This is a genomic window from Candidatus Paceibacterota bacterium, from assembly GCA_035438625.1.
Lineage (GTDB): Bacteria > Patescibacteriota > Minisyncoccia > Phycocordibacterales > DAORIS01 > DAORIS01.
In genome coordinates this window covers 1-25,420 of sequence record DAORIS010000009.1, presented here as the reverse complement: position 1 = coordinate 25,420, position 25,420 = coordinate 1, and the positions used below count along the sequence as shown (strand labels likewise).

General features: G+C 42.6%; 15 protein-coding genes. 10 read left to right on the top strand and 5 right to left on the bottom strand.

Going from position 1 to position 25,420, the window contains the following annotated elements:
- The 6 genes from PLF31_03595 to PLF31_03570 form a co-directional block, all read left to right on the top strand.
- Window positions 1-3,608, top strand: a 3,608-nt coding sequence (locus tag PLF31_03595) for a tail fiber domain-containing protein (protein ID HRH26520.1), incomplete at its 5' end; no start/stop codon positions are given.
- Window positions 3,609-3,830: 222 nt separating this feature from the next.
- On the top strand, window positions 3,831-7,142 hold the full coding sequence (locus PLF31_03590) for a DNA-directed RNA polymerase subunit beta (protein HRH26519.1): 3,312 nt from the start codon (window positions 3,831-3,833) through the stop codon (window positions 7,140-7,142).
- A gap of 22 nt (window positions 7,143-7,164) precedes the next feature.
- Complete coding sequence (gene rpoC, locus PLF31_03585) at window positions 7,165-10,929, top strand: DNA-directed RNA polymerase subunit beta' (GenBank protein ID HRH26518.1); 3,765 nt, start codon at window positions 7,165-7,167, stop codon at window positions 10,927-10,929.
- Between the two features lie 69 nt (window positions 10,930-10,998).
- The gene (gene dnaG / locus PLF31_03580) at window positions 10,999-12,753 is read left to right on the top strand and encodes a DNA primase (protein ID HRH26517.1); all 1,755 of its coding nucleotides are present in this window, start codon (window positions 10,999-11,001) and stop codon (window positions 12,751-12,753) included.
- Window positions 12,754-12,764: 11 nt separating this feature from the next.
- Window positions 12,765-13,982, top strand: a complete 1,218-nt coding sequence (locus tag PLF31_03575) for a sigma-70 family RNA polymerase sigma factor (GenBank protein ID HRH26516.1) — start codon at window positions 12,765-12,767, stop codon at window positions 13,980-13,982.
- A 402-nt stretch (window positions 13,983-14,384) separates the two neighbouring features.
- Window positions 14,385-17,378, top strand: coding sequence for an ATP-dependent DNA helicase (locus tag PLF31_03570; protein ID HRH26515.1), 2,994 nt, complete (start codon window positions 14,385-14,387; stop codon window positions 17,376-17,378).
- Between the two features lie 48 nt (window positions 17,379-17,426).
- On the opposite strand, the gene PLF31_03565 is transcribed toward PLF31_03570, so the two are convergent.
- The 3 genes from PLF31_03565 to hisS are packed head-to-tail and all read right to left on the bottom strand — an operon-like array spanning window position 17,427 to window position 20,121.
- Window positions 17,427-18,227 carry a thioredoxin domain-containing protein gene (locus PLF31_03565; protein HRH26514.1) on the bottom strand — a complete coding sequence of 267 codons (801 nt, stop codon included), beginning with the start codon at window positions 18,225-18,227 and terminating at the stop codon, window positions 17,427-17,429.
- 27 nt (window positions 18,228-18,254) lie between these two features.
- Window positions 18,255-18,830: a ribonuclease H-like domain-containing protein gene (locus tag PLF31_03560; GenBank protein HRH26513.1), complete on the bottom strand. Its 576-nt coding sequence runs from the start codon at window positions 18,828-18,830 to the stop codon at window positions 18,255-18,257.
- Between the two features lie 7 nt (window positions 18,831-18,837).
- On the bottom strand, window positions 18,838-20,121 hold the full coding sequence (gene hisS / locus PLF31_03555; GenBank protein ID HRH26512.1) for a histidine--tRNA ligase: 1,284 nt from the start codon (window positions 20,119-20,121) through the stop codon (window positions 18,838-18,840).
- Between the two features lie 55 nt (window positions 20,122-20,176).
- Between hisS and PLF31_03550 the strand changes: the two genes are divergently transcribed.
- Window positions 20,177-20,935 carry a hypothetical protein gene (locus PLF31_03550; protein HRH26511.1) on the top strand — a complete coding sequence of 253 codons (759 nt, stop codon included), beginning with the start codon at window positions 20,177-20,179 and terminating at the stop codon, window positions 20,933-20,935.
- Between the two features lie 3 nt (window positions 20,936-20,938).
- On the opposite strand, the gene typA is transcribed toward PLF31_03550, so the two are convergent.
- Window positions 20,939-22,741 carry a translational GTPase TypA gene (gene typA / locus PLF31_03545; protein HRH26510.1) on the bottom strand — a complete coding sequence of 601 codons (1,803 nt, stop codon included), beginning with the start codon at window positions 22,739-22,741 and terminating at the stop codon, window positions 20,939-20,941.
- Window positions 22,742-22,808: 67 nt separating this feature from the next.
- Between typA and PLF31_03540 the strand changes: the two genes are divergently transcribed.
- On the top strand, window positions 22,809-23,615 hold the full coding sequence (locus tag PLF31_03540) for a hypothetical protein (protein ID HRH26509.1): 807 nt from the start codon (window positions 22,809-22,811) through the stop codon (window positions 23,613-23,615).
- Between the two features lie 32 nt (window positions 23,616-23,647).
- On the top strand, window positions 23,648-24,196 hold the full coding sequence (locus tag PLF31_03535; GenBank protein HRH26508.1) for an ATPase, T2SS/T4P/T4SS family: 549 nt from the start codon (window positions 23,648-23,650) through the stop codon (window positions 24,194-24,196).
- On the opposite strand, the gene PLF31_03530 is transcribed toward PLF31_03535, so the two are convergent.
- Window positions 24,152-24,820, bottom strand: coding sequence for an FAD-binding oxidoreductase (locus tag PLF31_03530; protein ID HRH26507.1), 669 nt, complete (start codon window positions 24,818-24,820; stop codon window positions 24,152-24,154). The two genes, PLF31_03535 and PLF31_03530, sit on opposite strands and share 45 nt — an antisense overlap.
- Window positions 24,821-24,936: 116 nt before the next feature.
- On the opposite strand from PLF31_03530, the gene PLF31_03525 reads away from it, so the two are divergent.
- Window positions 24,937-25,420, top strand: a 484-nt coding sequence (locus tag PLF31_03525) for a hypothetical protein (protein ID HRH26506.1), incomplete at its 3' end; no start/stop codon positions are given.

Sequence of the window (25,420 nt, the reverse complement as noted above, 5' to 3'; positions counted from 1 at the left end):
ATGTGGCGTCGTCAACGGGTACGTCGCTCTTTACGGTTACACAGGGGGGGAATGTTGGAGTGGGGACGACGACGCCGGGAGCTAGATTTAGCCTCGAATCAGGTAATGGAATACCGCTTATTGTTTCATCATCAACATATAGAGGTAAGGCAAGTTCTACCCTTATGACACTTGATGCAAAGGGTGGTCTATTTGTAAATTCGTACCGCGGTAGTTTTAATAATTACGACTATCTTCCACTTATTTCAAATATTAACCGTGGACTATTTAGTGCGGGTTCTTCAACAGCAACAAGTTATGATGGAAATCTTTCACTCGGTATACGTAGAAATTTATGGCAATATACAGAAGATTTTGCGTCTAACCGATATACAGCAGGAACACTTACTACAAAAACAGGAGCAACGACAACATGGAATGGTATTGTGCTTTCTCAGGCGACAACGACAGGGAATTTTTATAACAGTATTCGTACTCAGTATCAAGCTCTTGGAATAGATAGTTTGGTACCCGGACAGAGATACATGTTTAGTTACTATATACAGAACATGTCGAGTAATACAACCCCTGAAACATTTGTTTGGATGCGTACAATAGAAAGTAGCACATCACCTTCGCATGGCTCAAAACTTATTGATGGAACCGTACGAAGAATTTGGCAAGTTTGTGAAGCCGTAACGTCCTCAACGGTTGACTGTATGACAAATCCAACACAGGCACTTGGAAGCGGAACATCAACAACCGGCGAAATTTACTGGTTGTTTGGAGGACTTGATCAAAACAATGTTGGGCAAGCTCTTAATTTATATATTGGTGGATTCCAGATTGAAGCAGTGCCTACTGAAAAAACAGGCATCGCTATAATAGGGGATTCAACAATTGCCGGTTCATCAGGACAGTATGATGCAATGTCTTCTCGTCAGATTTCAAGATATGCAGAAGGTATTATGAATGTGCCTTGGTTTAATCGTGCAACAGGAGGGCTAACGTGTGCACAACTTGACGATGAGTGGGATAACGATCTTGCGCCAGTACTTGTAAACTCGAAATATGTAGTTATCCAATGTGGAGTTAATGATTCAAATCAACTCGTTTCCACATCCACAACTCGTGCAGAAATTACATCAATGTACAACAAGGCGTTAGCTGCATCCACTATTCCTATTGTAATGACGATTACACCGTTTGAAATTATTTCAAACCCAGCAACTACAACAGATCTGTATAGAAATGATACAAATGCATGGATAAAAAGGACGTTTCCAAAAGTACTCGATATTGCATCTGTAATTCAAGATTATAATGCGACGTCGACTTTAAATAACAAACCCACATACTTTGGTGATGGAACGCATTATTTATCCCCTGCAAATCGTCTCATTGGTGACTATGTTGCGAAATCATACATAGGTAATCCGTATGGATATCCTGAAATTTGGGATTTCCCCCAACCTTCAAATTATCAGAAAATTGAGACAACTACATATTCAAGTAATTCAATACTTACCATAAATGGTTCTTTAAATGACTCATTTAGTTCGCCTGGAACATTAGGTCAAGTTCTTTCTTCAACTGGAACATCTACAAAATGGGTCACTATATCAGGAGTAACTGAATCTGGATGGACAAGATTAAATGGTGCAATATACACCTCTACGTCAACAGATTCTGTTGGTATTGGTACATCGTCCCCTGCATCAAAACTAGATGTATTCGGTTCATTCCGTGTGGGTACATCATCACGACCACTATTTCTTGCTGACCCAAGTACGGGAAATATAAGTTTTGGAACAACAAGTACAGCAGGAACATTCACCGCAGAAGCTGTTGCAAATAATGGTATCCCGTTCCTATTTACTGCCTCAACCTCGATCACGCAACCGTTTTTTAGGGTTCAAACAGGTGCAGGAACAAATGTAATGTCTGTACGATCATCGAGTGCAACAAACAATTACATTGATGTTGGAGGTGTTACAACCTTACAGGTTGTAGGAACGACTGCGTACTTTGGCTCAGCCGCTTCTGGAGGTTCGTATCTTGGTGCAAATGGGTACACAGTCTCTGTGGGGAGTGCGCCGTTTTCAGCGGTGTATATGTACGTTGCACCACCAACATCATTCACTGGAGATCTATTTCGAGTTGCTTCTTCTAGTAACTCTGTCTTTAACGTTACAAATTCAGGTAGAGTTGGCATTGGCTCAAGCACTCCAATCGCTAAACTCTCTGTGGTTGGTAGCGCTGGAATTAACCCACTTGTCGTTGCTTCATCAACTGACACACAGCTCTTTACTGTCCTCCAAAACGGACACGTTGGTATTGGAACAAGTACACCAGGATCTCTCTTTGCAATCCAGCAACCATTCTTTTCATCGCCTATAAATACACCATCACCACTCTCAGTGTATGGTGCATATGCGTGGGGTACTGCGGGGGCAATCAATTTACTGGCTGGAACAGGAGATGATTATGGAGGAGCAATTAACATCATTGCAGGAGATGGGGGTACAAGCGGAGCGGGTGGAGGACATGTTTTTATCTCAGCTGGTAGCGGTCCGTCTGCAGGAACAGAAGGAAATGTGTACATTGATGCTGGTAACGGTAATGCAGACGGTACTGGATATATTCTTCTTGCCTCACGAAGAAATGCAAACGTATCTATTGGTTCATCTACCCCTGTTGCACGGTTAACAATTGCCGGAACATCTACACTTGCAACTCTTCCACTCCTTGATATTGCCTCCTCATCAAACGCTTCATACTTTAGGATTACAAACCTTGGAAATGTGGGCATTGGCACCACTTCTCCACAACGTCTCCTCCATGTATATCGTAGTACTGATGGTCCACCGGTGCGCTTTGAAGATAGTAATGGATATTGTGAAATCGATCCAACCTCTACCAGTTGGACCTGTACCTCAGATGAACGTTTAAAAAAAGATATTGTAACGATGTCTACATCAACAATGATGCGAAAAGTTTTGGCGCTAAATCCGGTAACGTTCAGATGGAAAAGTCAAAACACAAATGATTTACGATACGGTCTCATTGCACAAGAAGTTGAAGAGGTGTTTCCGGATTTTGTAACAACAGATGAACGTGGATTTAAATCTGTTTCGTACGGATCATTTGTTCCTATTCTTATCTCAGCATTTCAAGATTTAGGTACTCGTGTTGATTCGATTGAGGAATCGCTTGCAGAAATTAGAGAAGATATTGAAAATCAATCTACAATTGGAAATGTTGCCAATACCATCTTGGGTGTATTCGATACGGTACAAGTTAAAAAAGGATTTGAAGTTCAGGATGAACTCACAGGAGATTATTGGTGCGTAAAAATCAGAGGAGGTGAATGGGTAAGGGTAAAAGGAGATTGTAGTCAGGCAACAGCAGGGGGTAACGAACCAGTCAATCCACCTCCAGTTGGACCTATCGATCCACCTGTTGACCCTCCCGTAGAGCCAATTGATCCAATTGAAGAAGAAATTGTTGAAGAAAATCAAGTGGAAAAAAAGATAGACGATGAATCAAATGGGTTGTCCACACCACCTGAAAATGAACCTGAAGAATCTCCCTCTGTTGAGCCACATAATATTGAATCCACAGGTTAGACTTGCCTAAATTGACGTATCATGGTTGATGCGTTATACTGATATTCCACTCGGCTAGATTGAGTTTTTGGCGGCGCTCGAGCGTATTGCAGCAGTAACAATAAGGAATAGTTTGGAATATATATAAGCAACGCGTACAGCACGTTGCTTTGTCCGTCTATTGAGATATTGAGTCTTAGAGAATTTTTTACATATACATAAAAACAATAAAACATCTTACACATGCAACAGGCCTCCCGTGTGCACGAGATAGCAGCCAAGAATCCTCATTACCAAATGAAGGAGATGAAGTACTTCGGCAAGTACCGAAAGCCGCTCGTAGAGATGCCAGATCTCGTCGAAGCGCAGACTGATTCGTTTAAATGGTTCCTCGAAAAAGGCCTTGGAGATGTTCTCAAGGAATTTGCAGGTATCAAGGATTACTCAGGAAAGAAGTTTGAACTTGAATTTACGGGTATCAAAATTGGAGAGCCACAGCACGACGAATTTCACGCAAAAGATAACAAGACATCATATGAAGCGCCTGTTAAGGTCATGGCTCGCTTCAAGAACAAGATTGTTGGCTCAGTAAAGGAGCAAGAAATCTTCATGGCAGATATGCCCGTGATGACAAACCACGGTACATTTATTATTAGTGGTATTGAACGTGTCATTGTTCCTCAGCTCGCCCGATCATTCGGGGTATTTTTTACTCTAAACGAGCTTCGAGGAAAGAAACTCTTCGGTGCAAAGGTAATTCCAGCTCGAGGAGTGTGGATGGAAATTGAAACAGAACCAGACGGTGCTATCTCAATTCGAATCGACAAAAAGCGTAAGTTTCCTGGAACAATCCTTCTTCGTGCCTTTGGTCTTACAGACTCAGAAGAGATCAAAAAGGCATTCTCAAATATTCCTTATGCTGAAAAGCACATTGCTGCAACGCTCGCTAAAGACCACACAACATCTGCTGATGACGCGTATGTTGAACTTCATAAGCGCCTCCGTGACGGTGACCTAGCCACTCCTGAAAATGCACGTGAATTTATCGACACGCTCTTTAGCCAAGAGCGATATGACCTATCTCGCGTAGGCCGTTTTCGTTTTAACAAGCGTTTTGGAAAGACTATGGACGAAGAATCACTCGGAATCCAGACACTTTCACTCGATGACATTGTTACAGTATTCGGAAATGTTGCTGCCCTAAACAACACTCCTGAATCATTTGCTGACGACATCGACCACCTCGGTAGTCGACGTGTTCGATATGTTGGAGAAATGCTCCAGGCCAAGATCCGTGTTGGCCTTACTCAGATGAAGCGAAATATTCAGGACCGAATGTCTACAATCGATTCTGATGTAACAATGCCGATTCAGATTATTTCTCCAAAGCCACTACAGGCTCGAATTAAGGAATTCTTCACAACAAACCAACTCTCTCAGTTCATGCAGCAGGAAAATATCCTCACTGAGCTTGAACATCTCCGAACGCTTTCAGCCCTAGGCCCTGGAGGACTCACTCGTGAACGAGCAGGATTTGAAGTTCGTGACGTTCACCCATCTCACTATGGTCGTCTTTGTCCAATTCACACTCCAGAAGGACCAAACATTGGTCTTATTCTCCGTATGTGTGGATATGCAAAGATCAACAACTTTGGAATGCTCGAGACTCCATATGCAAAAGTTCTAAACGGAAAAATCACTGGAGAAATTGTGTATCTCAATGCACTTGAAGAAGAGCAGTACAACATTGCGCACGCCGCAACAGCGTATTCTGAAGATGGAAAAATTCAAGTAGATAACGTGGAAGTACGATACCAAGGTGATCCTGCAATTGTACCAAAAGCACAGGTGCACTTCATTGACGTTGCTCCAAATCAAGCGTTCTCCATTGCGACTTCGATGATTCCATTCCTAAACCACGATGATGCGAACCGAGCACTGATGGGATCAAACATGCAGAAGCAGGCAACACCATGTATTGTGCCTGAAGCTCCACTTGTTGCTACAGGTGTTGAACATATCGCAGGAAAGTACACAGGACGAATCATTGTTGCCGAAGAAGAAGGAACTGTAGCGGCATCAGATGCACGACATATTGTTATAAAGAATACAAAAGGAAAGGAAAAGGAATACAAGCTCGTGAATTTCTCACGAACAAACGGTATGACTGCCTTCCACCAGCGTCCAGTAGTTGTTCCAGGTGACAAAGTTAAGAAGGGAACAGTTCTTGCTGACACATCTACATCAGTAGATGGACAGATTGCAATCGGACAGAACATGTTCGTTGCCTTTATGACATGGTCTGGATCAAACTATGAAGATGCCATTATTCTTTCTGAAAGAATTGTTAAAAACAGCAAGTTCACTTCTATTCATATTGAAGAGTTCGTTGTAAACGTTCGAGATACAAAACTAGGTCCTGAAGTTACAACTCCAGACATTCCAAATGTAAGTGAAATCAAACTCCGAAACCTCGATGAAGAAGGAGTGGTTCGTGTTGGATCAGAAGTTCGACCAGGAGATATCCTTGTTGGAAAGATCACACCTAAGGGTGAAACACAGCTAACTGCGGAAGAGCGACTTCTTCGATCTCTATTCGGTGAAAAGGCTCGTGATGTTAAAGACACATCAAAGCGTCTAGAAAACGGAAAGCGTGGACGTGTTATCGGTATCAAAGTCTTCTCACGTGAAAAGGGTGACCGACTCGAGTCAGGAATCATCAAGAGAATTCATATTGAAATTGCACAGCTTCGAAACATCCAAGTTGGAGACAAGCTCGCTGGACGACACGGAAACAAGGGGGTTATCTCAACAATCCTTCCTGAAGAAGACATGCCATACATGCCAGATGGAACTCCAATTGATGTGATTCTTACACCACTTGGTGTGCCTTCACGTATGAACCTCGGACAGATCTTGGAAATGCATCTTGGACTTGCAGCGCACACACTTGGATATCAGGCTATTGTTCCTCCATTCTCTGGAGCAACTGACGCTGAAATCAAACAAGAACTTGTTGCAGCAGGATACCCAGAAAACGGAAAGGTAGAACTCCGCGATGGACGAACAGGTCAGACATTTGAACAAAAGATTGCTATCGGAATGATGTACATCTTGAAACTTCACCATATGGTTGAAGACAAGCTCCATATGCGTTCTATTGGTCCATACTCTCTCATCACTCAACAGCCACTTGGAGGTAAAGCTCAACAAGGAGGTCAGCGATTTGGAGAAATGGAAGTCTGGGCACTCCTTGGTCACGGTGCCGCATACAACCTTCGTGAAGTTTTGACTGTTAAGTCAGACGATATCGTTGGTCGTGCCGCAGCCTTTGACTCTATTGTAAAGGGAGAAAATATTAAGCCATCAAACACCCCTGCATCATTTAGCGTACTTCTTTCAAACCTTAAGGGTCTCGGACTTGACGTCGAGCTCGGAGGAATGGGAGGTGAATCATACAGCGAAGACGATAAGCCACGTCGTTCAAGAAGGGCACCAGAGCCGGAAGTTGGAGGAGAAGATACGGTCGTAGCACCAAAAGGAAGCGAAGAATAATTCGTACCAATAAAAAACATATATGGAAACAGCACCAAAAACATTTAGAAAGCGCGCACCTACTCCGGAGTTTACGGATATTCTTCTTAAGCTTGCCTCACCTGAGAGAATCAAGGAATGGTCATACGGAGAAGTGACAAAGCCTGAAACAATCAACTACCGAACACAGCGAAGTGAAAAGCATGGTCTTTTCGACGAAAAGATTTTTGGTCCTGATAAGGACTTCGAATGTTACTGTGGAAAATACAAAGGTAACCGATACCGCGGTATTGTTTGTGAAAAATGTGGAGTTGAAATCACGCGATCAATCGTTCGCCGTGAGCGCATGGGTCACGTTGATCTTGCAACACCAGTTTCGCACATCTGGTTCCTTAGAACAGTTCCGTCACGACTTGGACAGGTTCTTGGAATGAGCTTGGGCGATCTTGAGCGAGTAATTTACTTCGCAGGATATATCGTTACAAAAGTACACGACCAGGAACGTGCTCGCGTACTCCGTGATATCGATTCTGAGTACCGATCAAAGGTGGCAACACTCCAAGATGAAAAGAGCAAAGAAGCTCTTAAGGAACTTCTTACATCAGCAAAGAAAGATGTTGAAAGCATCCAGGAAGGAGTTGTTCTTGATGAAGTTCAGTACCATGCATTTGCAGTTAAGTACGGAACTATTTTTGAATCAAGCATCGGAGCTGAAGCAATCTACACACTTCTTAAAAATCTTGATCTCAAGACACTTGTTGAGAAGTTAGAAAAGCGACTTGAAGACGCAACGGCAGCAGAATCAGAAAAGCTAAACAAGCGACTTTCTCTTACTCGTTCAATGCTTAAGTCAGGCATCCGCCCAGAATGGATGTTTCTTACACGTATTCCAATTATTCCACCAGGTCTTCGACCAATGGTTGCGCTTGATGGAGGACGATATGCAACATCAGACGTTAATGACCTCTACCGACGTGTTATTAACCGTAACAATCGATTGAAGAAGTTGATGGAAATCGGTGCGCCTGAAGTTATTCTTCGAAATGAAAAGCGAATCCTTCAAGAAGCAGTAGATGCCCTTATCGACAACTCAGTTCGACAAGGTAGCTCAACAGCAGGATCATCACTCGTACAGCGCCGACAACTTAAGTCACTCGCTGACAACCTTAAGTCAAAGCGTGGTCTCTTCCGTCAGAACTTGCTTGGAAAGCGCGTAGACTACTCAGGACGATCAGTTATCGTTGTGGGTCCTAACCTCAAGCTCAGCCAGTGTGGTCTTCCAAAGCACATGGCACTTGAACTCTTTAAGCCATTCGTTATCTCACAAATCCTCCAAAAGGAATTGGCGTTTAACATTCGTGGAGCAACAAAGCTTATCGAAGATGGTGTGCCTGAAGTATGGGCAATTCTTGAAGATGTAATTAAGGAGAAGTACGTACTACTTAACCGTGCTCCTACACTTCACCGTCTTGGTATCCAGGCCTTCCAGCCAGTACTCATCGAAGGAAATGCTATTCAAGTACACCCAATGGTATGTACTGCCTTTAACGCTGACTTCGACGGAGACCAGATGGCCGTTCACGTTCCACTTTCAGCTGAAGCTCAGCTTGAAGCACGTGAAATCATGGCAGCAGACCGAAACATTCTTAAGCCAGGAAGCGGAGACCCAACAGTTTCTGCAAAGCTTTTGGACATTGCACTTGGAGTATATTGGATGACAAAGGTTGTTTCAGGTGAAAAGGGTGAAGATAAAATCTTCGCAAGTCCTCAAGAAGCGATCCTTGCATACAACTTCAACACAATCGGCATTAGAGCAAAGATCAAGGTCATGCCTCCAGCAGACAGTTCAAAATATGCTGCATTTGAAGGAAAGATTTTCGAGACAACAGTTGGACGAATTCTCTTCAACAATGTGCTTCCAGTTGATTACCCATTCAACAACCAGGAAATTGGAAAAGGAAAGATCCCTGCAATTGTAGATGACCTCATCCAGCGATACGGAATTAACCAAGTTCCTGAAATTCTCGACAGAATTAAGGCCTTCGGATTCAAATACGTAACAATGTCAGGTGTGACATGGGGTATTGATGATGTAAAAATCCCTGAAAAGCGTGGTGAAGTCATCAAGGCTTCTCAGGCAAAGGCAGATATCATCATCCAGCAATTCGATGCGGGTCTTCTTTCACAAGATGAAAAGCACCGTAAGATTCTTGAAGTCTGGTATGACGCAAAGAACCAAGTTGAAAAGATGATTCCTGATGCACTTGAAAAGGATGGATCAATCTCAGATATGGTGAAGTCAGGTGCTCGAGGTTCGTACTCACAGATTACGATGATGGCCGGAATGAAAGGACTTATCGCCTCAACAAAGGGAGAAGTGCTCGAGTTCCCAATTCTCTCGAACTCAAAGGAAGGACTTTCACCGATTGAATACTTCATTACAACTCACGGATCACGTAAGGGTCTAACCGACACCGCTCTTAACACAGCTAAGGCTGGATATCTTACACGTAAGCTCTTCGTTGTTGCGCAAGACGTCATCATTGCTGAAGACGATTGTGGAACTAAGGGTGGAATCATCCTTAAGCGTGAAAAGAGCGCTATCGGTATGAATACACTTCAAAAGAGTGTTCGTGGAAGAATCCTCGCTGAGGATGTTATGGACACTGAAGGTAAGCTTGTGTTCAAGCGTGGACACCTTGTATCAAAGGATGATGCAGAGCGAATTGAAAAGTCAGGAACTGACCAAGTAACAGTGCGATCACCAATTGCCTGTGAAGCAGTTACAGGACTCTGTGCTCGTTGTTACGGAGTTGATCTTGGACGAGAAAAGCTCGTTGAAGTCGGTGAAGCAGTGGGTACAGTTGCCGCACAAGCTATCGGTGAACCAGGAACACAGCTTACAATGCGTACCTTTCATGCCGGAGGAGCTGCATCAGCAAGCGGAGACATTACACAAGGTCTTCCACGTGTTGAAGAAATCTTCGAGAAGCGCAATTCAAAGAACCCTGCCGTCGTCTCTCACGTTGACGGAGTAGTCACGGAGATCCGCGAAGAAGGCAAGGAGCGAACGATTGTCGTACTTCCTGAAGCACACGAGAAGGAGGCAAACGTAAAGACAAAGAGCCGAAAGAAGGTGAAGGCATCTGATACAGAATATCCAGTTGCAACTGGTCGAACAATCTTCGTTAAGGTTGGAGATTCAGTTACAAAGGGAGAAATCCTTACTGACGGTCCCGCATCTATCGATGAAATCTTTCAGTATGGTGGCCGAGAAAAAGCTCAGCATTACATCATCACTGAGGTTACAAAGCCGTACGACCTTCAAGGAGAAACAATTTCAAGAAAGCATATTGAAGTTATCGTTCGACAAATGTTCTCACGAGCACAGATCACTGATCCAGGTTCAACACCATTTACAGTTGGTGAAACTGTAGAAGTTTCTGAGTTTGAGCTTGAAAACAAAATGGCAAAGGAAAGAGGAACAGAGCCAGCAAAGGCAGCAGATATTGTTATGGGAATCACAGAAGTGTCCCTTACAAGAAAGAGCTTCCTTGCAGCAGCATCTTTCCAATACACGAACCGTGTACTTATCCAGAGTGCTGTTAAGGGATCACGAGATACACTTAAGGGTCTCATGGAAAACGTTATTATCGGTCGCTTGATTCCAGCGGGAACAGGTTATAAGGGAAGCAATAAAGCAGGAATCATTGGTAAGTTACAAGGTGAACTCGCTCAAAAGGCAGCAGAGAAAGCTGCACTACAGCAGACAATTGCAGAGCAGGCAGCATCTGAACCACAAGGATAATTTGAGTGTTCTTAGAAAAACCTTCATCGGAAGGTTGGTATAAAGGGGGACGTATAATCACCATAATCAATGGCCTCTGATATTGAACGCATAAAAGAAAAACTAGCAGTTGAAGAAGTTGTTAGTTGGTACGTAAAATTGGCGAAAGTTGGTGGGCAATTTAAGGGAAAGTGTCCCTTTCATTCTGAAAAGACACCGTCCTTTTACGTCTCACCTGACCGAGGAACATATTATTGTTTTGGTTGTGGTGCAAAGGGTGACATTCTCACGTTCGTGCAAGAATTTGAACGTCTAGACTTTCGTGGAGCACTTAAGATGCTTGCTGATAAAGCTGGTGTTGAATTAACCCACCAACCGCATGATGCTGTGGGAAAACAAGAAAAAGAAACTCTTTATGACATCTTAGAGCGTGCAACGAAGTTCTACGAGAAGCACCTAAAGGAAAATTCGGAAGCATTAGCATACCTACATTCTCGTGGAATCACCGATGAAGTCATTAATGAATGGCGTATCGGTTTTGCTCCGGAAGGATGGGACATGTTATATACAGCTACAAGAAAAAGTGGAACGTCTTCTGAGATGTTAGTAAAAGCAGGACTCATCAAGTCATCAGAAAAAGGACCAGGATTTTATGATCGTTTCCGTTCACGTATCATGTTCCCACTCTTGGATCCAACAGGACGAACTGTTGGATTTTCTGGAAGAATATTTGGTGAAGCAGCAAAGCCCGGAAGTCAGGATGCGAAATACTTAAATAGCCCAGAAACAGAGCTCTTTAAGAAATCATACTTTCTCTATGGGTTGGATAAGGCAAAAGATGCAATGCGTAAAGACAGGACAGCTGTTCTCGTTGAGGGACAGTTTGATCTGATTCTCTCTCACACATCAGGAGTTAAAACTGCTGTTGCAACATCTGGTACAGCAATCACTCTTGAGCATGCAAAACTCATCCGAAGATACGCAGATAAAATTATCCTTGCATATGACGGAGATGAAGCTGGAAAAAATGCTGCATTAAAAGCGGCACGACTTGCAGCGTCCGCTGGACTTGATGTGTATGCAGTACTTTTGCAAGGAGGGCAAGATCCAGCTGACCTCGTGCTTAAAGATCCAGACTTGTGGCACTTGTTAATCTCAAACCCACGACATGTTGTAGATTTTGTTCTCGATGTATGGGAAGCAGAGAAAGAAGAAAAGAAAAAACTATCTGTCCTTGAAGAGCATCTGATGCCGCTTATCGCTTCGGTGTTAAGTCCAATACAACAGGATAAATACATGAGGATAGTTTCAGGAAGAACTGGTATTGCGGACCACCGATTACGTGAATCTCTTGATCATGCAGTTGAGAATCTTGCGAGAAATGCCAGTTCATTAGGAGGAGAAGAAAGCAATCTGCCTCTAAAAAAAGAGCAGACTGGCAGGCTTGAAATTGTGAAGAGTAACTTCATTTCAGGAATGGCATGGCTTGCAACCAAACCTGAACATGAGACATTGGTAAAAGAATACGAATCACGCATTCATGAATTTATGACGTCTCTTTCAAAGGATGATGTTGCACATGCTGTTCTTTCAACCGTGGAATCGCCAACTGAAGAAATGCTTTTCCAAGGTGAAGTACTCCTGTCAGGAAGTACCCACCAAAAAGAATTTGTAGCTGATCTTTGGGAAAATTTTAAAACAGAAGAACTCAAGCACGAGTTAGCAGAATCATTATCAATGTTAAAAAAAGCAGAATTCGCTGGAAAGCAGGAAGAATCTGCACGTGAGCTCGAGCGTATCAAACGTCTTACCGCGGAGTTGCATGGCACTAATAAAAAAGTATAATCACCGCACCTATGAAAAAAAAGAAACTCTCTACACCCAAGGGTCCTAAAAAGGCAAAACCGGTTGCGAAGAAAGCTGCACCTGTAAAAAAGAACACTAAACCTGCTGTAAAACAGAAGGTTACTAAGAAAGAACCTCGTTCAAAAAAGACAAGTGCAAAGGAATTTGAAACAAAGTCTGACCGACTTATTGCTAAAGGTAAGGAGCGAGGATTTGTTACGTATGATGAAATTCTTAAAGAATTTCCAACTATCGAAAACGATATTGTTTTCCTAGATGATTTTTATTCAAAGCTTGCTGGAGCGGGTATTGATATTTTAGAAGGGGGTGGTCTTCTTGATTTCGCGGTAGAAGAAAAGAGTGGAAAAAAAGCAGTTGATGGTAGAGCATCAGACTCACAGGACTCAATCCAAATGTACCTTAAGGAAATTGGTCAGTACCCACTTATTTCCGCAGCAGAAGAACGAGGTCTTGCGCAAAGAATTGAAAAGGGTGAAGCAGAAGCAAAGAATCTCCTTGCACGTGCGAACCTACGTCTCGTGGTTTCTATTGCAAAAAAGTATGTTGGACGAAGCCCTGACCTTACACTCCTTGACCTTATCCAAGAAGGAAACCTAGGACTATTTAAAGCGGTAGATAAGTTCGATTGGAAGAAGGGATACAAATTCTCAACATATGCTACATGGTGGATTCGCCAGGCTATTACTCGTGCGCTTGCTGACCAGTCACGAACAATTCGTGTTCCTGTGCACATGGTTGAAACAATTGCTAAGTATAAGCAGGTATACCGACGTCTTTCACAAGACCTTGGCCGCGATCCTCACCCAGAAGAAATCGCAAACGAAATGGGTCTTGAAGTAGAAAAGATCTACACCATTGAAAAGATTGACCAGAATACTGTCTCACTAGAAAGTCCGGTTGGAGATGCTGATGATGAAAAGTCTACACTTGGAGACTTTATTTCAGATGATAAGATTCTTTCTCCTGATCAAGAATCATCTCGCCGTATTATGAGTGACCAAGTTCGAGAAATCCTCAACGATCTTCCTGAGAAAGAACGAGAGATCCTGGAACTCCGTCACGGTATCAAAGATGGAATCCAGCACACACTTGAAGAGGTGGGAAGAAAGTTCGGTGTAACACGTGAACGTATCCGCCAAATTGAAGCAAAAGCGCACGAAAAGATTCGTCAGCACGAAAAGATTAATAAGCTTAAGAACTATTTCTAGTTCTCACTTTTTGTTATAGTACCGAGAGCAGTAACCTGGTTCGAGTATTTTGCTGTCACCAATTTCGGCTGGTCTCAGGAAACAAGGTGCTCCTATTTAGGCGTTCTGCTTACAGTCAGATAGGGAGGTACGCCCCTATCGAACATCAAGACGACTTTTGGCGCGTCTTGCACATATCACAGGGATTCGGCCCGCACATCAGCATTGGCCGACCATATATCCCTTTGACAACTTACACATTGCGTCGTAAGTTTTTCCGCGATTAGTTGCCGTGGACGGTGCCTGTGACCGTATACACAGTGAGCTCTGGAGAAGTGTTGTGAAATTTGTATCTCGGCCGATGGTTGAGGGATGCAATGCTCAGGCACAACCCAGGGCTTTTTTATATAGTAAAATCACCATATGAAAGCCATCTCCACCACCACCTTTGACCAGGCGTACGCACGACTAAATACTGAGCAGCGTAAGGCGGTTGATGCCATTGAGGGACCAGTTGTGGTCATTGCAGGACCTGGTACAGGTAAGACGCAGATATTAGCAATGCGTATCGCCAATATCCTCCTTAAAACGGACACTCCTCCTGAAGCAGTATTGGCTATTGCTTTCAGTGAATCTGCTGTCTCTTCAATGAGAAAGCGACTGTTGGGTATTATGGGTGAAACTGCATACAAGGTTTCGATTACAACGTTTCATGCATTTGCCAATGCAATCATCCAAGAATTTCCTGAGGCCTTTCCAGAGTTTGGTGAAGGATCAGCAGCAGAAGAAACTGAACGGTTAGCGATTGTAGAAAAAGCACTGGATTCGCGCAAGGATGCTGAAGACTTGCGACCGCATGCTGCACCATATGCACATGTCAGAAAAATTCTAGTTGCCATAAGTTCTTTGAAACGTGAAAACATAACACCCGCAACACTCAAGCAAATTATTGAGAATCAGGTTGTATGGTACGACGCGCAGCCAGATAAGGTGCATGATAAAGGAGCTCATAAGGGAAAGATTAAGGCTGCATTTGCTGAGTATGTAGAAAAGATTGAGCGAAACAAAGCACTGCTTGCTGCGTATGAAGGATATGAAGCTGGCATGAGGGCAGAAAAGTTATATGACTTTGACGACATGCTTGTGTCAGCAAATAAAGCACTTGAGACTCACGAGTACATCAAACGAGTTATTCAAGAAAGATACTTATATATTCTTGTCGATGAGCACCAAGATACAAATGCTGCACAAAACCAGTTGATAAAGCATGTTGCTGATTTTCACGAAGCACCTAATATTTTTGTTGTGGGTGATGAAAAGCAAGCCATTTATCGTTTCCAGGGTGCATCGATCCAAAACTTTATGATGCTTCCAGAAGCGTATCGAGATGTAAAAATTATTTCTCTCGCAAAAAACTACCGATCAAAACAACATATTCTTGATAATGCACATACATTGATTGGCGAGACTGGAATGCACCATGCTATTCCTCGCATGAAACTTGAAGGCTCAGAAAACATTGGTAGTCATGTTCATATTGCTCACGCAGTAACTGAGTCAGATGAAATGCATTGGGTTAGAGGTGAAATACTTAAAATCCAAGAGACTAACGCTGATGAGACCATTGCAATAATTGTTCGAGATAACAGTACCGCAGCAGCATATGCACAATTCTTACAAAAAGAGTCTATCTATGTTAAATCTACCGCCGACTCAAGTTTTTTTGAACACGTTGAAGGGAAGCGCCTCGCGACCCTCCTTAATGCAGTTCGATCACCAGAAGAAGATACATATCTTGCAGAAGTATTGCTCTATGGATTATTGCCCATAGAACTAAGTGACGCGCTAAAAGTATTGACGTCCGCGAAAAAAGAAAAACGCTCAATCTCAGAAATTCTACAAGAGCGTCACGGAAAAGCATATGGAAAATTCCACGAAGCAGTACTTGCTGGACGTGAACAGCCGTTAGTTGAAGCACTTGGATCAATATTTACCGCCTGTGGTGTCTATGAGTCTATTGTTCGTGTTGGTATGCAATCATCACTCGACCTAGTACTTCGAGTACTTGTAAAAGAAGCTCAAAAAACAACTATCAGGAATCGAGGGGCTATGCTCGCTGATTTTGTAGAGCGACTAGAGCGCATGAAGACAAATGAAGTGCGAATCTCTGTGGGCGAAAGTATTGATGACTTTACACTCCCTGGGGTGTATATCCTTACTGCACACCGTTCAAAGGGTCTTGAATTTGATCGTGTCTTTATTCCAAGTGCGACCGAGTCTACGTGGGCACGAGGAAACAGAGGGTCACTTTTCCACATTCCTCAAGCTGGACTTATCTCAAAGTCAGCAAGCCTTGCTGATGGAACACTTTCTGATGAATCAGCGGAAACATTAGATGAATTAAGGTTGTTTTACGTTGCGGTAACTCGTGCCCGTAGTTCGGTATATGTTTCATACCACGATGTAGATATGTCGGGTCGTGAAGCAACAATGTACCGAGGACTATTGCGTATTGAACTTCGAGTGGGGGACGCTGTTATAGATATTCCAAAAGTGGAAAACCTACCTAAAGGACGCATGCAAGAAGGACGATTAGAACAAGTGGTACTTGCTGTAGAGAATGCTTTTATCGAGCAAGGACTCACGGTTACAGCGCTTAATAACTATATCGAGTGTCCGTGGAAGTATGTGTTCATGAATGCACTTCGTGTGCCGTTTATTCAACCAGCACATTTATCTTTTGGTACGGCTATGCATGCTGCGCTCGAGCACTGGCTTCGAAAGAAAATGAAAGGTGAGGAGGTAGGATCTGAGGGAGCGTATCAAGCGTTTCTCCAAGCATTACGTCGTGAACCAATCTCACTTGCTGATGAAGAACGATTTAAGGAAGAGGGAAGGATTGCACTATCGGAGTACACACTCACATCAGAATTAGATCCTTCGTCAGTCATTGCACTTGAGTATTCACTTAAGGACATTCGAATGAACGTTGAGGGAAGGTACATTGAACTTTGTGGAATAATTGACCGCATTGAACGAATGGGTGGTGAGTTGGCTGTTGTGGACTACAAGACAGGAAAACATAGGAGTAGAAATTACGTGCTTGGAAATACTGCTGATTCAACTGGTTCCATGTTTAGACAGTTAGCTTTTTATAAACTCCTCCTTTCAAAAGATATAACACATAGTGATACCCCTGTAACAATTGGAGTCATTGATTTTGTGCAACCGGACGAAAAGAACAGACTCTCACGGGTTGAGTGTGTACTTACTAAAGAAGACGTATCAAAAGTTGAAGAAGAGATCAGACAGACTTCACAAGCTATTCTTTCAGGTGCATATGTTGGTTCACGATGTGGAAAAAAAGACTGCGAGCATTGTAGTCTCGCTGACGCCATTGCTCAAACTACTACATAAACAAAAAACCCGGGTTACGCCCGGGTTTTTTGTTACTAAACGAGAGAATTATTTAGCAATAAATGCGTCGATGATTCCCTTAAGGTTAGGATAGGGAACTGCACCTGCATCAAGAACGAGAGGTTCACCTGTTCGTGTCTTTATAAGAACAGTGTATGGTGTTCCTTGTGCACCCGCAGCGATTGCAGCAAAGTAGTCTTCTGAAACTTTTTCTGCATATTTACCGCTGTCTAAACATGTTTGGAATGTTGTTTTATCAACTCCAGCATATGCAGCGATTTCACCGATTGTACTCATATCAAAACGGTTGTTTCCTGGTGTGACTTCATACAGTCGGTCAGTGAATTTCCAGAACGCAGCGTTTCCTCCAATTTCTGCTACACATTCACTTGCTTCAGCTTGTTTTCCAGCGTTGGCGTGAAGTGGTGGGTTAGATTCGTTACCTTTATAGAGTGGAAAATGTCGGTATACCCATGCAACTTTTCCTGAAGGACCATATTCGTCAATAATTCGCTTAAGAGTGGGGTGGTATTGCTTACAGTAAGGACACTCAAAGTCTGAGTATTCGATAAGGATAACATCAGCATTTGGGTCACCTAGAATGTGATCATCCTCCGTAACATCCTTGATTTCGATATTGTTTTGAGCAAGGGGGTCGTTTTCTACAGTGTTTCCCTTGTTAAACCATATATCTTTAAAAATGATTGCACCTGCAATAAGTGCCATACCAATAAGGATTGCAACTGGTATAGATAATATTGGTTTTTTTTGTGGTGGTATTTGTGAATACTGTTGCGGCTGCGCTCCACTCTGCGGGCCGTACATGTTTGAATTATTGTTTGGTTCCATACGCACAAGTATACCATTGAGGTATATCTAGAATGGAAGTGTATGTGTCAGTGGGGAAGAAGTTTCTTCGAGCCATTTTGAAGTATCGAGTGGAATTGACGTGACTTTGCCGCCTTCTGCAAAACGAAGCTTATTGTGCTTGAGTGCGTACTCATAAATTTTCTTTGTAATCTCAACATCCTTGATACAATACTCGCGAATTTTATCTATTTCTCCAGTTCTCCACCACTCAACAGCTTCAAGCCCGTTACCGCTCTTTTTTTCTTTGAGTGTTCCTTCAGCTACTTGATCAAGTTTAATACGTCGTCCAAGAGACGCTCGGATTTCTTTAAGTAAGTCTAAACTTCGAATTTGATACAAGTCTCCAGGATAATATTTATTAAGGAGGGGGATATCGAAATGATCAGAATTGTATCCAATCAAAAGGTCGGCTTTCTCGATCATTGGCCACAACTTATATAGCTCTGATTCAAGAAAGGTATAGTACTTATCTGTCTCAGAGTCATATGCTCCAGCTATAGATAGGTCTAGAAGTGTAGGGTCAGATGTGCCTACGTCAGAGAATATATTTTTGGTTTCTAGGTCGAATACTACGAATCGCATGTGGCGATTATACGGTACGATCGTTGAATTGTTCAACAATCTCAGTTATAGAGCCTGTAGTCACTGAACCATCAGCAAGGTTCTTGAGTTCAAATGCCTTATTTTGTAGCTCGTTTTCGCCTATAACAAGCACATACGGAATGTTTTCTTTTGATGCCTTGCTAATCTGGTCTCCAATCTTTTTTGTAGAAAGGTCAACAAGTACTCGAATGCCAGTCCGACGTAAGTCATCAGCAACAATACTTGCTTGTTCAAACGAAATTCCAGCTCGGCAAATGTAGATATCAGCCGCAGGTTCAGTTTTTGGTGTAATTGAACGCGCCTCAAGAAAATCTTGAAGTGTCACGTCGCCCATCCCAAATCCAACAGCAGGAAGTGCTTTTTCTCCAAAGAGTGTTGTAAGTCCATCGTATCTACCGCCACCGAAGAGTGATCGGTTATTTTTTGGATCTGTGTCAAAGACTTCAAAGACAATACCGGTGTAGTAATCAAAACCACGTGCGAGAGTCAGATCAATTTCTGCATTTGTAATACCTATCTTTGCAAGGTTTTCAATGAATGAGTCTAGTTCCTGTTTTGCGTTTTGTACGGCTTCATTAGTTGAAATAATGTTTCCAGCAATAAACTGTTTGATTGCTTCTTGTTGCTTACTAGTGTCACAAATTGAATTGAGTTCGGTTTGTACATCTTCCTTACTGATTTTTTTGATTTTATCAATCAAGCGGATAACTGATTTTTGCTTGTCAGGAGTTAATCCTAGATCGCTAAACAACGCATTCATGAGTGATCGTGAATTGAGCTTGATTACGAAATCAGACTCCTTCGCTCCAAAAGAAGTGAGGATAAATGATGCAAGTTGCACAATTTCTGTGTCAGCCTCGATCCCTTCCATACCAAAGAGGTCAACGTTTAATTGGTAGTGCTCTCGAAGGCGACCACGCTGTGGTTTTTCATATCGAAAAACATTTGGAATTGAGTACCAACGAATAGGGTATGAAAGTGCTTTCATTTTTGCTGCAACCATTCGAGAAACTGTCGGTGTCATTTCTGGTCGGAGTGTGACACTACGATCACCTCGGTCGATAAATGTATATGTTTGTTCGTTTACAATCTCATCACTCGTCTTTGAAAGATATAGTTCTGTAGATTCAAGTGGGGAAGCGTTGTACTCCTGGTATCCATAGCGCTCAACCGATGAACGGATGATTGCAAAGATTTTTTGCATTCGCTGCCAATCTTCGGGGTAGAAGTCCCGAACGCCTTTATAACTTTCTGTAGAAATGTCTGCCATGTGCTAGATTGTAGCGGAATACGGCCAAAAAACAATATTTTAAGGCTTTGTCTATATGATTGTGATTAATAAACAAATTGGGGAATCAATGGGGGCGCTAATTAAGCGTGCGCGACTTGAGCGAGGTCTTGGTGAGGATGTAAAACTCACATTTGCTGGTCGCTTGGATCCACTTGCTGAAGGAGTGGTGATTCTACTTGAAGAAGCAGAGATTCCACGAAAGTCTGAATTTATTGGTTTGCCAAAAACATATCAGTTCGAACTTTTGTTAGGCATTAACACTGATTCACATGATCCATTGGGGATTGTTACAGGTGTGATTCCAGTATCAAATGAGAAACATGAAGAGGTTAAAGAAACCCTCAAAAAAGTCACTCAAGATCTTATCGGAACCCATACATTTTCATATCCACAATTCTCATCAAAAACAGTTGATGGAACCCCACTTTGGGTCACAGGAAGAGAGGCCAGGGAAGGCCAAAATACGCTCCTAAAAGCCCCAGAAAGGTCTATGCGCGTAGATACACTAAAACTGGAATCAGATACCACCCACTCAACACAAGAGCTTCTTTCGGCAGTTATGAAGTTTGTGGGTGCTGTAGAGGGTGATTTTATGCAAAAGCAGGTTATTGAATCATGGAAAACAGCTCTAGTTGGCCATGATAATGCCATATGGTACTCGTATACACTCCTCATGGAATGTGGCTCAGGAACTTATGTCAGAACGATTTGTGAGGAGATTGGGAAGAAACTCAAATGTGGAGGAATAGCGTTTCGAATCAAAAGAGTAGCTGTTGGAAACCACCAAGTGTAAGGACTAGTCCTTTTTTGACTGTCGCTCTGCTTTGTCACGCTCACTCTTATTCCTGTAGATTTTTCGGAGACGGATGTTTGTTGGAGTAATTTCAATATACTCATCTTCACGCATCACTTCCATGGCACGCTCAATTGAGAGTTTCCATGCTGGCTGTAGAATCATGTGTTCATCAGAACCTGATGCACGCATGTTTGTAAGTTGTTTTCCCTTTGTCGGGTTAACGTATAGGTCGTCTCCCTTAACAACGTCTCCGATAACCATTCCTTCATATACTTCTTCAGTTGGATCAATGAAGATTGTTCCTCGTTCACTGAGGTTAAACAGTGCAAAGGTGAGTGCTTTTCCGCTTTCCATAGAAATCATGGCGCCAGTTGTGTGGCGATCGATGTGGCCTACGTGAGGGCGAAACTCCAAGAATCGGCTTGAGAGAATTCCTTCTCCTTTTGTATCAATAATAAATTGGTTTCGATACCCAAGGAATCCACGAGTTGGGATTTCAAAAATAAGGCGGTAGGTGCTTCCGTGGTCCTGTTTCATGGACATAAGGATTCCCTTTCGAGGAGAAAGTTTTTCGATAACACGGCTGTAATATGCTTCAGGTACATCAACAGTTACTTCTTCAAATGGTTCAAATTTCTGACCATCGATTTCTTTGAAGATTACTTTTGGTTGAGAAACCTGGACCTCATATCCTTCACGTCGCATGTTTTCTAGAAGGATTCCAATATGAAGTTCTCCTCGTCCATAGACTATGGCACCATCAGCACCGAAGTCGACTTTAAGTCCCACGTTGATTTCAAGTTCCTTTTCAAGGCGTTCTCGAATCTGACGGTTTGTAACGAACTTACCTTCACGTCCTCCAAATGGTGAGTCGTTAACAAGGAAGTTAAGCGAGATTGTTGGTTCGTCTACTTTAATAGCAGGAAGTGCAGGAGTTGCTTCGGCATCAGTAATAGTGTCTCCAATTTCAATATTTGCGATTCCGGCAACCATCACAATGTCTCCAGCTTCTGCTTCTTGTGTTTCAACACGGTCAAGACCCTTAAACGCAAACATTTTTGTGATCTTTGAAGATACAAATTTTCCATCAGGGTGTTTTGCCCAGATTGTTGAACCAACTTTTACTGTTCCAGCATAAATTCGGCAAATACCCATGCGTCCTACGAAGTTGTCATAGCCGAGGTTAAATACCTGCATTTGAAGCGGGTTTTCTTTTCCTTTGTCAGCGTTTGCTACTTGCTCAAGAATGGTGTCGAGGAGGGGATCGAGGTTAGTTGAAACATCAGCGAGTTCTTTCTTTGCGATACCTTCACGTCCGATAGCGTAGACGACGGTGAAGTTTAATTGATCATCATTTGCACCGAGGTCAATGAAAAGCTCAAGTACTTCGTCGTGCACACGTGCTGGGTCAGATGCTGGCTTATCGATTTTGTTAATAACAACAATTGGCTTAAGACCAATTTCAAGAGACTTTTTAAGTACGAATCGAGTTTGAGGCATTGGGCCTTCTTGAGCGTCGACGATGAGAAGCACTGAGTCAATAGCACGGAGTACACGTTCTACTTCAGATCCGAAGTCAGAGTGTCCTGGTGTGTCTACAATGTTGATTTTTGTACCTTTATATTCAACAGAAGCGTTCTTTGAATAGATGGTAATACCACGCTCTTGTTCAAGAGTGTTTGAGTCCATTGTTGTTCCTTCAATCGCTGCTCCTGTTTGTTTGAGGATTTGGTCAGTGAGGGTTGTTTTACCATGGTCCACGTGGGCGATGATGGCGATATTTCTGATCTGCTTTTCTTGCATGTGAATTATTTTTGGTCGTGAATGGACAATTATAGCATCAAAAAAAGACAGTGTCAAAGTTGTGTTTATGGCCAGTAACTATAATGTTACGGAAGAAAGGAGGTATCCTGTGCACATTTTAAAATCTGCTAAAACCGGATTGCAGTACGTTGCTGCTCTCATTCAGAAAACCGTCAAAAAAGATGTTGTGTTGGCCGAAGCGTGTTCAGTTGAAGAAGCCAAGTCAATTCTTGGTGACAATATGATTGATACGTCAGAAGCTGGTTGTGTGTGGGGGTCGAAGATCCCCAGACAGTTACATGTTCCCGCTGAGCGCTCCTGGGTAGAACACGTTGCAGAAAGTAATAGAGCGGGGAGAAATATCAGACTTTTCTATTGTGTCGGCATGTCAATCCAGACTCAGTATGAATCGTTGAGAGAAAAAATCAGCGAACCGTTCAAGTATTTTGATGGGCATGCAAACGTCGTAGATGGTAGTCTTTCTATAAATCCATATACCCAATCACGCCCGAGCGGGTATTGGTTTATTGATTGCTCTCTTGAAATTCCTCGTTCTGCTGTAGAGCCTTACAAAACGTTTACAAAACGCATGTTGTGTAAGGCGGGTGCTGCCGATGTTCACATCGTTGCAGAGTGTGTTCGTTTACTGCATGTCTGTCGAGGTACTACATTACTCACTGAACAATTCCATGTTGGTTTAGAGAAAAAGTCTCTTGTGCGTATTGGTAATTACGACGTTAATAAAAATACGTTAACATTGCTTAGGTTCAAGAACATTGTCTCGAAGACCAACACGGGGTATTTCCGTGTTATAAGACCTGGTGAGCAGTTACTTCCAGTTCCAGAAACTTCAACCCTCCCGCCACCAGCGTGAGGGTTTTTCTTTTTAAAAATATTTCATTGTATATGTTCCATACTGTGCGTGTGAAAAATATTTCTGGCACACCAACTGAGATCCTGGACGAAATTATTGGGTATGGTTGTGGGAATGGTAATTCTGATATTCACATCGATCCTGGTGCACAGGATGTTCGAATTCGATATAGGAAAGATGGAATGCTTCAATTATTCGCTACGTACTCTTTATTGGTACATGAAGAAGTAATCAGGAGATTAAAAATATTAGCCCGGATCAGAACAGATGATTCTTTTAGTGCAAGAGACGGGAGATTTTCACTAACGGTTGAAAATGTCCACTATGATATTCGTACAGTTACTACACCGTCGTATTTTGGAGAATCAGTAACATTAAGAATTTTAAGACCACTTGATGTATCCATTTCACTTGAAACATTAGGGTTTAGTACTGAAGACGCGGTCGATATTATTAATCATGCAAGAAGCTGCTACAGGAAGGATTATCATTCGTGCGCCCTACGCAGAGCTTCAGGCCGGAATAGTCATATCAAGTTAAATAAAACTCTCAGAATATATTGTTTTAGGAGCTATCCCTAATGCTTGGAGTTGGTTAGATATTGTATTAACGAAATCTGAGGACCCAGAGACGTAGATACTAGGAATGCGGTCGAGGAATCGGCCGCATTCTTCGTTCAGTAGTTCTTTATCAATCCGTTTTGAGTAGCTAGCTTTACCAGCGGGTTCTTGGGTAACAATTTGTATATATGTAAAGCGCGTATCTTTTTCTCGTAGTGTGTGTAACTCTTGTTCGTACGCGATGTCATGTGAGTGTTTAACGCTATATATAAGTATTGTTTCTGGTCGTGCGTGCATTGGCATTGAATGTCGAGCACGAATGACGCTTATTAGCGGTGCGATGCCGCTTCCTGAAGCGATTAACAGTAGGGGTGCGTTTTGATCGTGTGTTTCTGGATTCCAAACAAAATGATTTCCAAGTGGTCCTTGGATTTCAACTTCATCTCCGATTTGAGCAGTTTGTAGTAACTGCGATACCTCTCCATGTGGAATAATCTTGATGCCAAATTCAATTACTGTGTTCTGGGCCTCTGTGCACACTATTGAGTAGCTTCTTCTTGGTTTGGTATTGTGTGATGAGTTGATTCGAATGTTGCAGTATTGACCTGGGAAAAAGGAGAAAGGTTTCTCAACTCTAAATTTCATACATACAAGTACGCCTTTCGTTTTGGCGTGCTCACTTTTGTGTATAAGTGTGGCTTTTGTCCACTCTGTATTCTGAGGAATGACATCCATGTACGATATAATATCGCTAAAGTTAGATGAACAAACACTATAAAACAAAAGTTGCCTTTCTTGTTTCTGGCGCCTGTGTCGTTGTGCTTGGTGTTATATCGACGATGTATGTGGGGAGTGTTGTGGATAGAACAATTCGTACGCACCTTTCTGATCGTGCGCGCACAATGGCAGAGATGTTTAATGTGAACATGGTGCGGTCACTAACTGGTACCGAGGCTGATCTTTCTTCACCCGAGTACAGTTTAATTAAGGAAGAAATAACTCGTGTTCGTTCTGCAAACAGTGACGTTCGATTTGTATACCTTCTTACTCAAAAAGAAGGAGATGTAATCTTTTTGGTCGACTCGGAACCAGAAACATCCGAGGATTATTCACCTCCTGGACAGGTATATTTTGAAGCATCAGAAGAATTACGTGAAATTTTTAGTACAACCGAAGGGCTTCTCGAAGGGCCAAGTGTAGATCGATGGGGTACATGGCTGTCGGCGATATACCCAATTCTTGATC

Excerpts from the sequence above, each read along its gene's own strand:
- PLF31_03590 (HRH26519.1), top strand. The coding sequence starts at position 3,831 with ATGCAACAGGCCTCCCGTGTGCACGAGATAGCAGCCAAGAATCCTCAT.
- rpoC (HRH26518.1), top strand. The coding sequence starts at position 7,165 with ATGGAAACAGCACCAAAAACATTTAGAAAGCGCGCACCTACTCCGGAG.
- dnaG (HRH26517.1), top strand. The coding sequence starts at position 10,999 with ATGGCCTCTGATATTGAACGCATAAAAGAAAAACTAGCAGTTGAAGAA.
- PLF31_03575 (HRH26516.1), top strand. The coding sequence starts at position 12,765 with ATGAAAAAAAAGAAACTCTCTACACCCAAGGGTCCTAAAAAGGCAAAA.
- PLF31_03570 (HRH26515.1), top strand. The coding sequence starts at position 14,385 with ATGAAAGCCATCTCCACCACCACCTTTGACCAGGCGTACGCACGACTA.
- PLF31_03565 (HRH26514.1), bottom strand. The coding sequence starts at position 18,227 with ATGGAACCAAACAATAATTCAAACATGTACGGCCCGCAGAGTGGAGCG.
- PLF31_03560 (HRH26513.1), bottom strand. The coding sequence starts at position 18,830 with ATGCGATTCGTAGTATTCGACCTAGAAACCAAAAATATATTCTCTGAC.
- hisS (HRH26512.1), bottom strand. The coding sequence starts at position 20,121 with ATGGCAGACATTTCTACAGAAAGTTATAAAGGCGTTCGGGACTTCTAC.
- PLF31_03550 (HRH26511.1), top strand. The coding sequence starts at position 20,177 with ATGATTGTGATTAATAAACAAATTGGGGAATCAATGGGGGCGCTAATT.
- typA (HRH26510.1), bottom strand. The coding sequence starts at position 22,741 with ATGCAAGAAAAGCAGATCAGAAATATCGCCATCATCGCCCACGTGGAC.
- PLF31_03540 (HRH26509.1), top strand. The coding sequence starts at position 22,809 with ATGGCCAGTAACTATAATGTTACGGAAGAAAGGAGGTATCCTGTGCAC.
- PLF31_03535 (HRH26508.1), top strand. The coding sequence starts at position 23,648 with ATGTTCCATACTGTGCGTGTGAAAAATATTTCTGGCACACCAACTGAG.
- PLF31_03530 (HRH26507.1), bottom strand. The coding sequence starts at position 24,820 with ATGAAATTTAGAGTTGAGAAACCTTTCTCCTTTTTCCCAGGTCAATAC.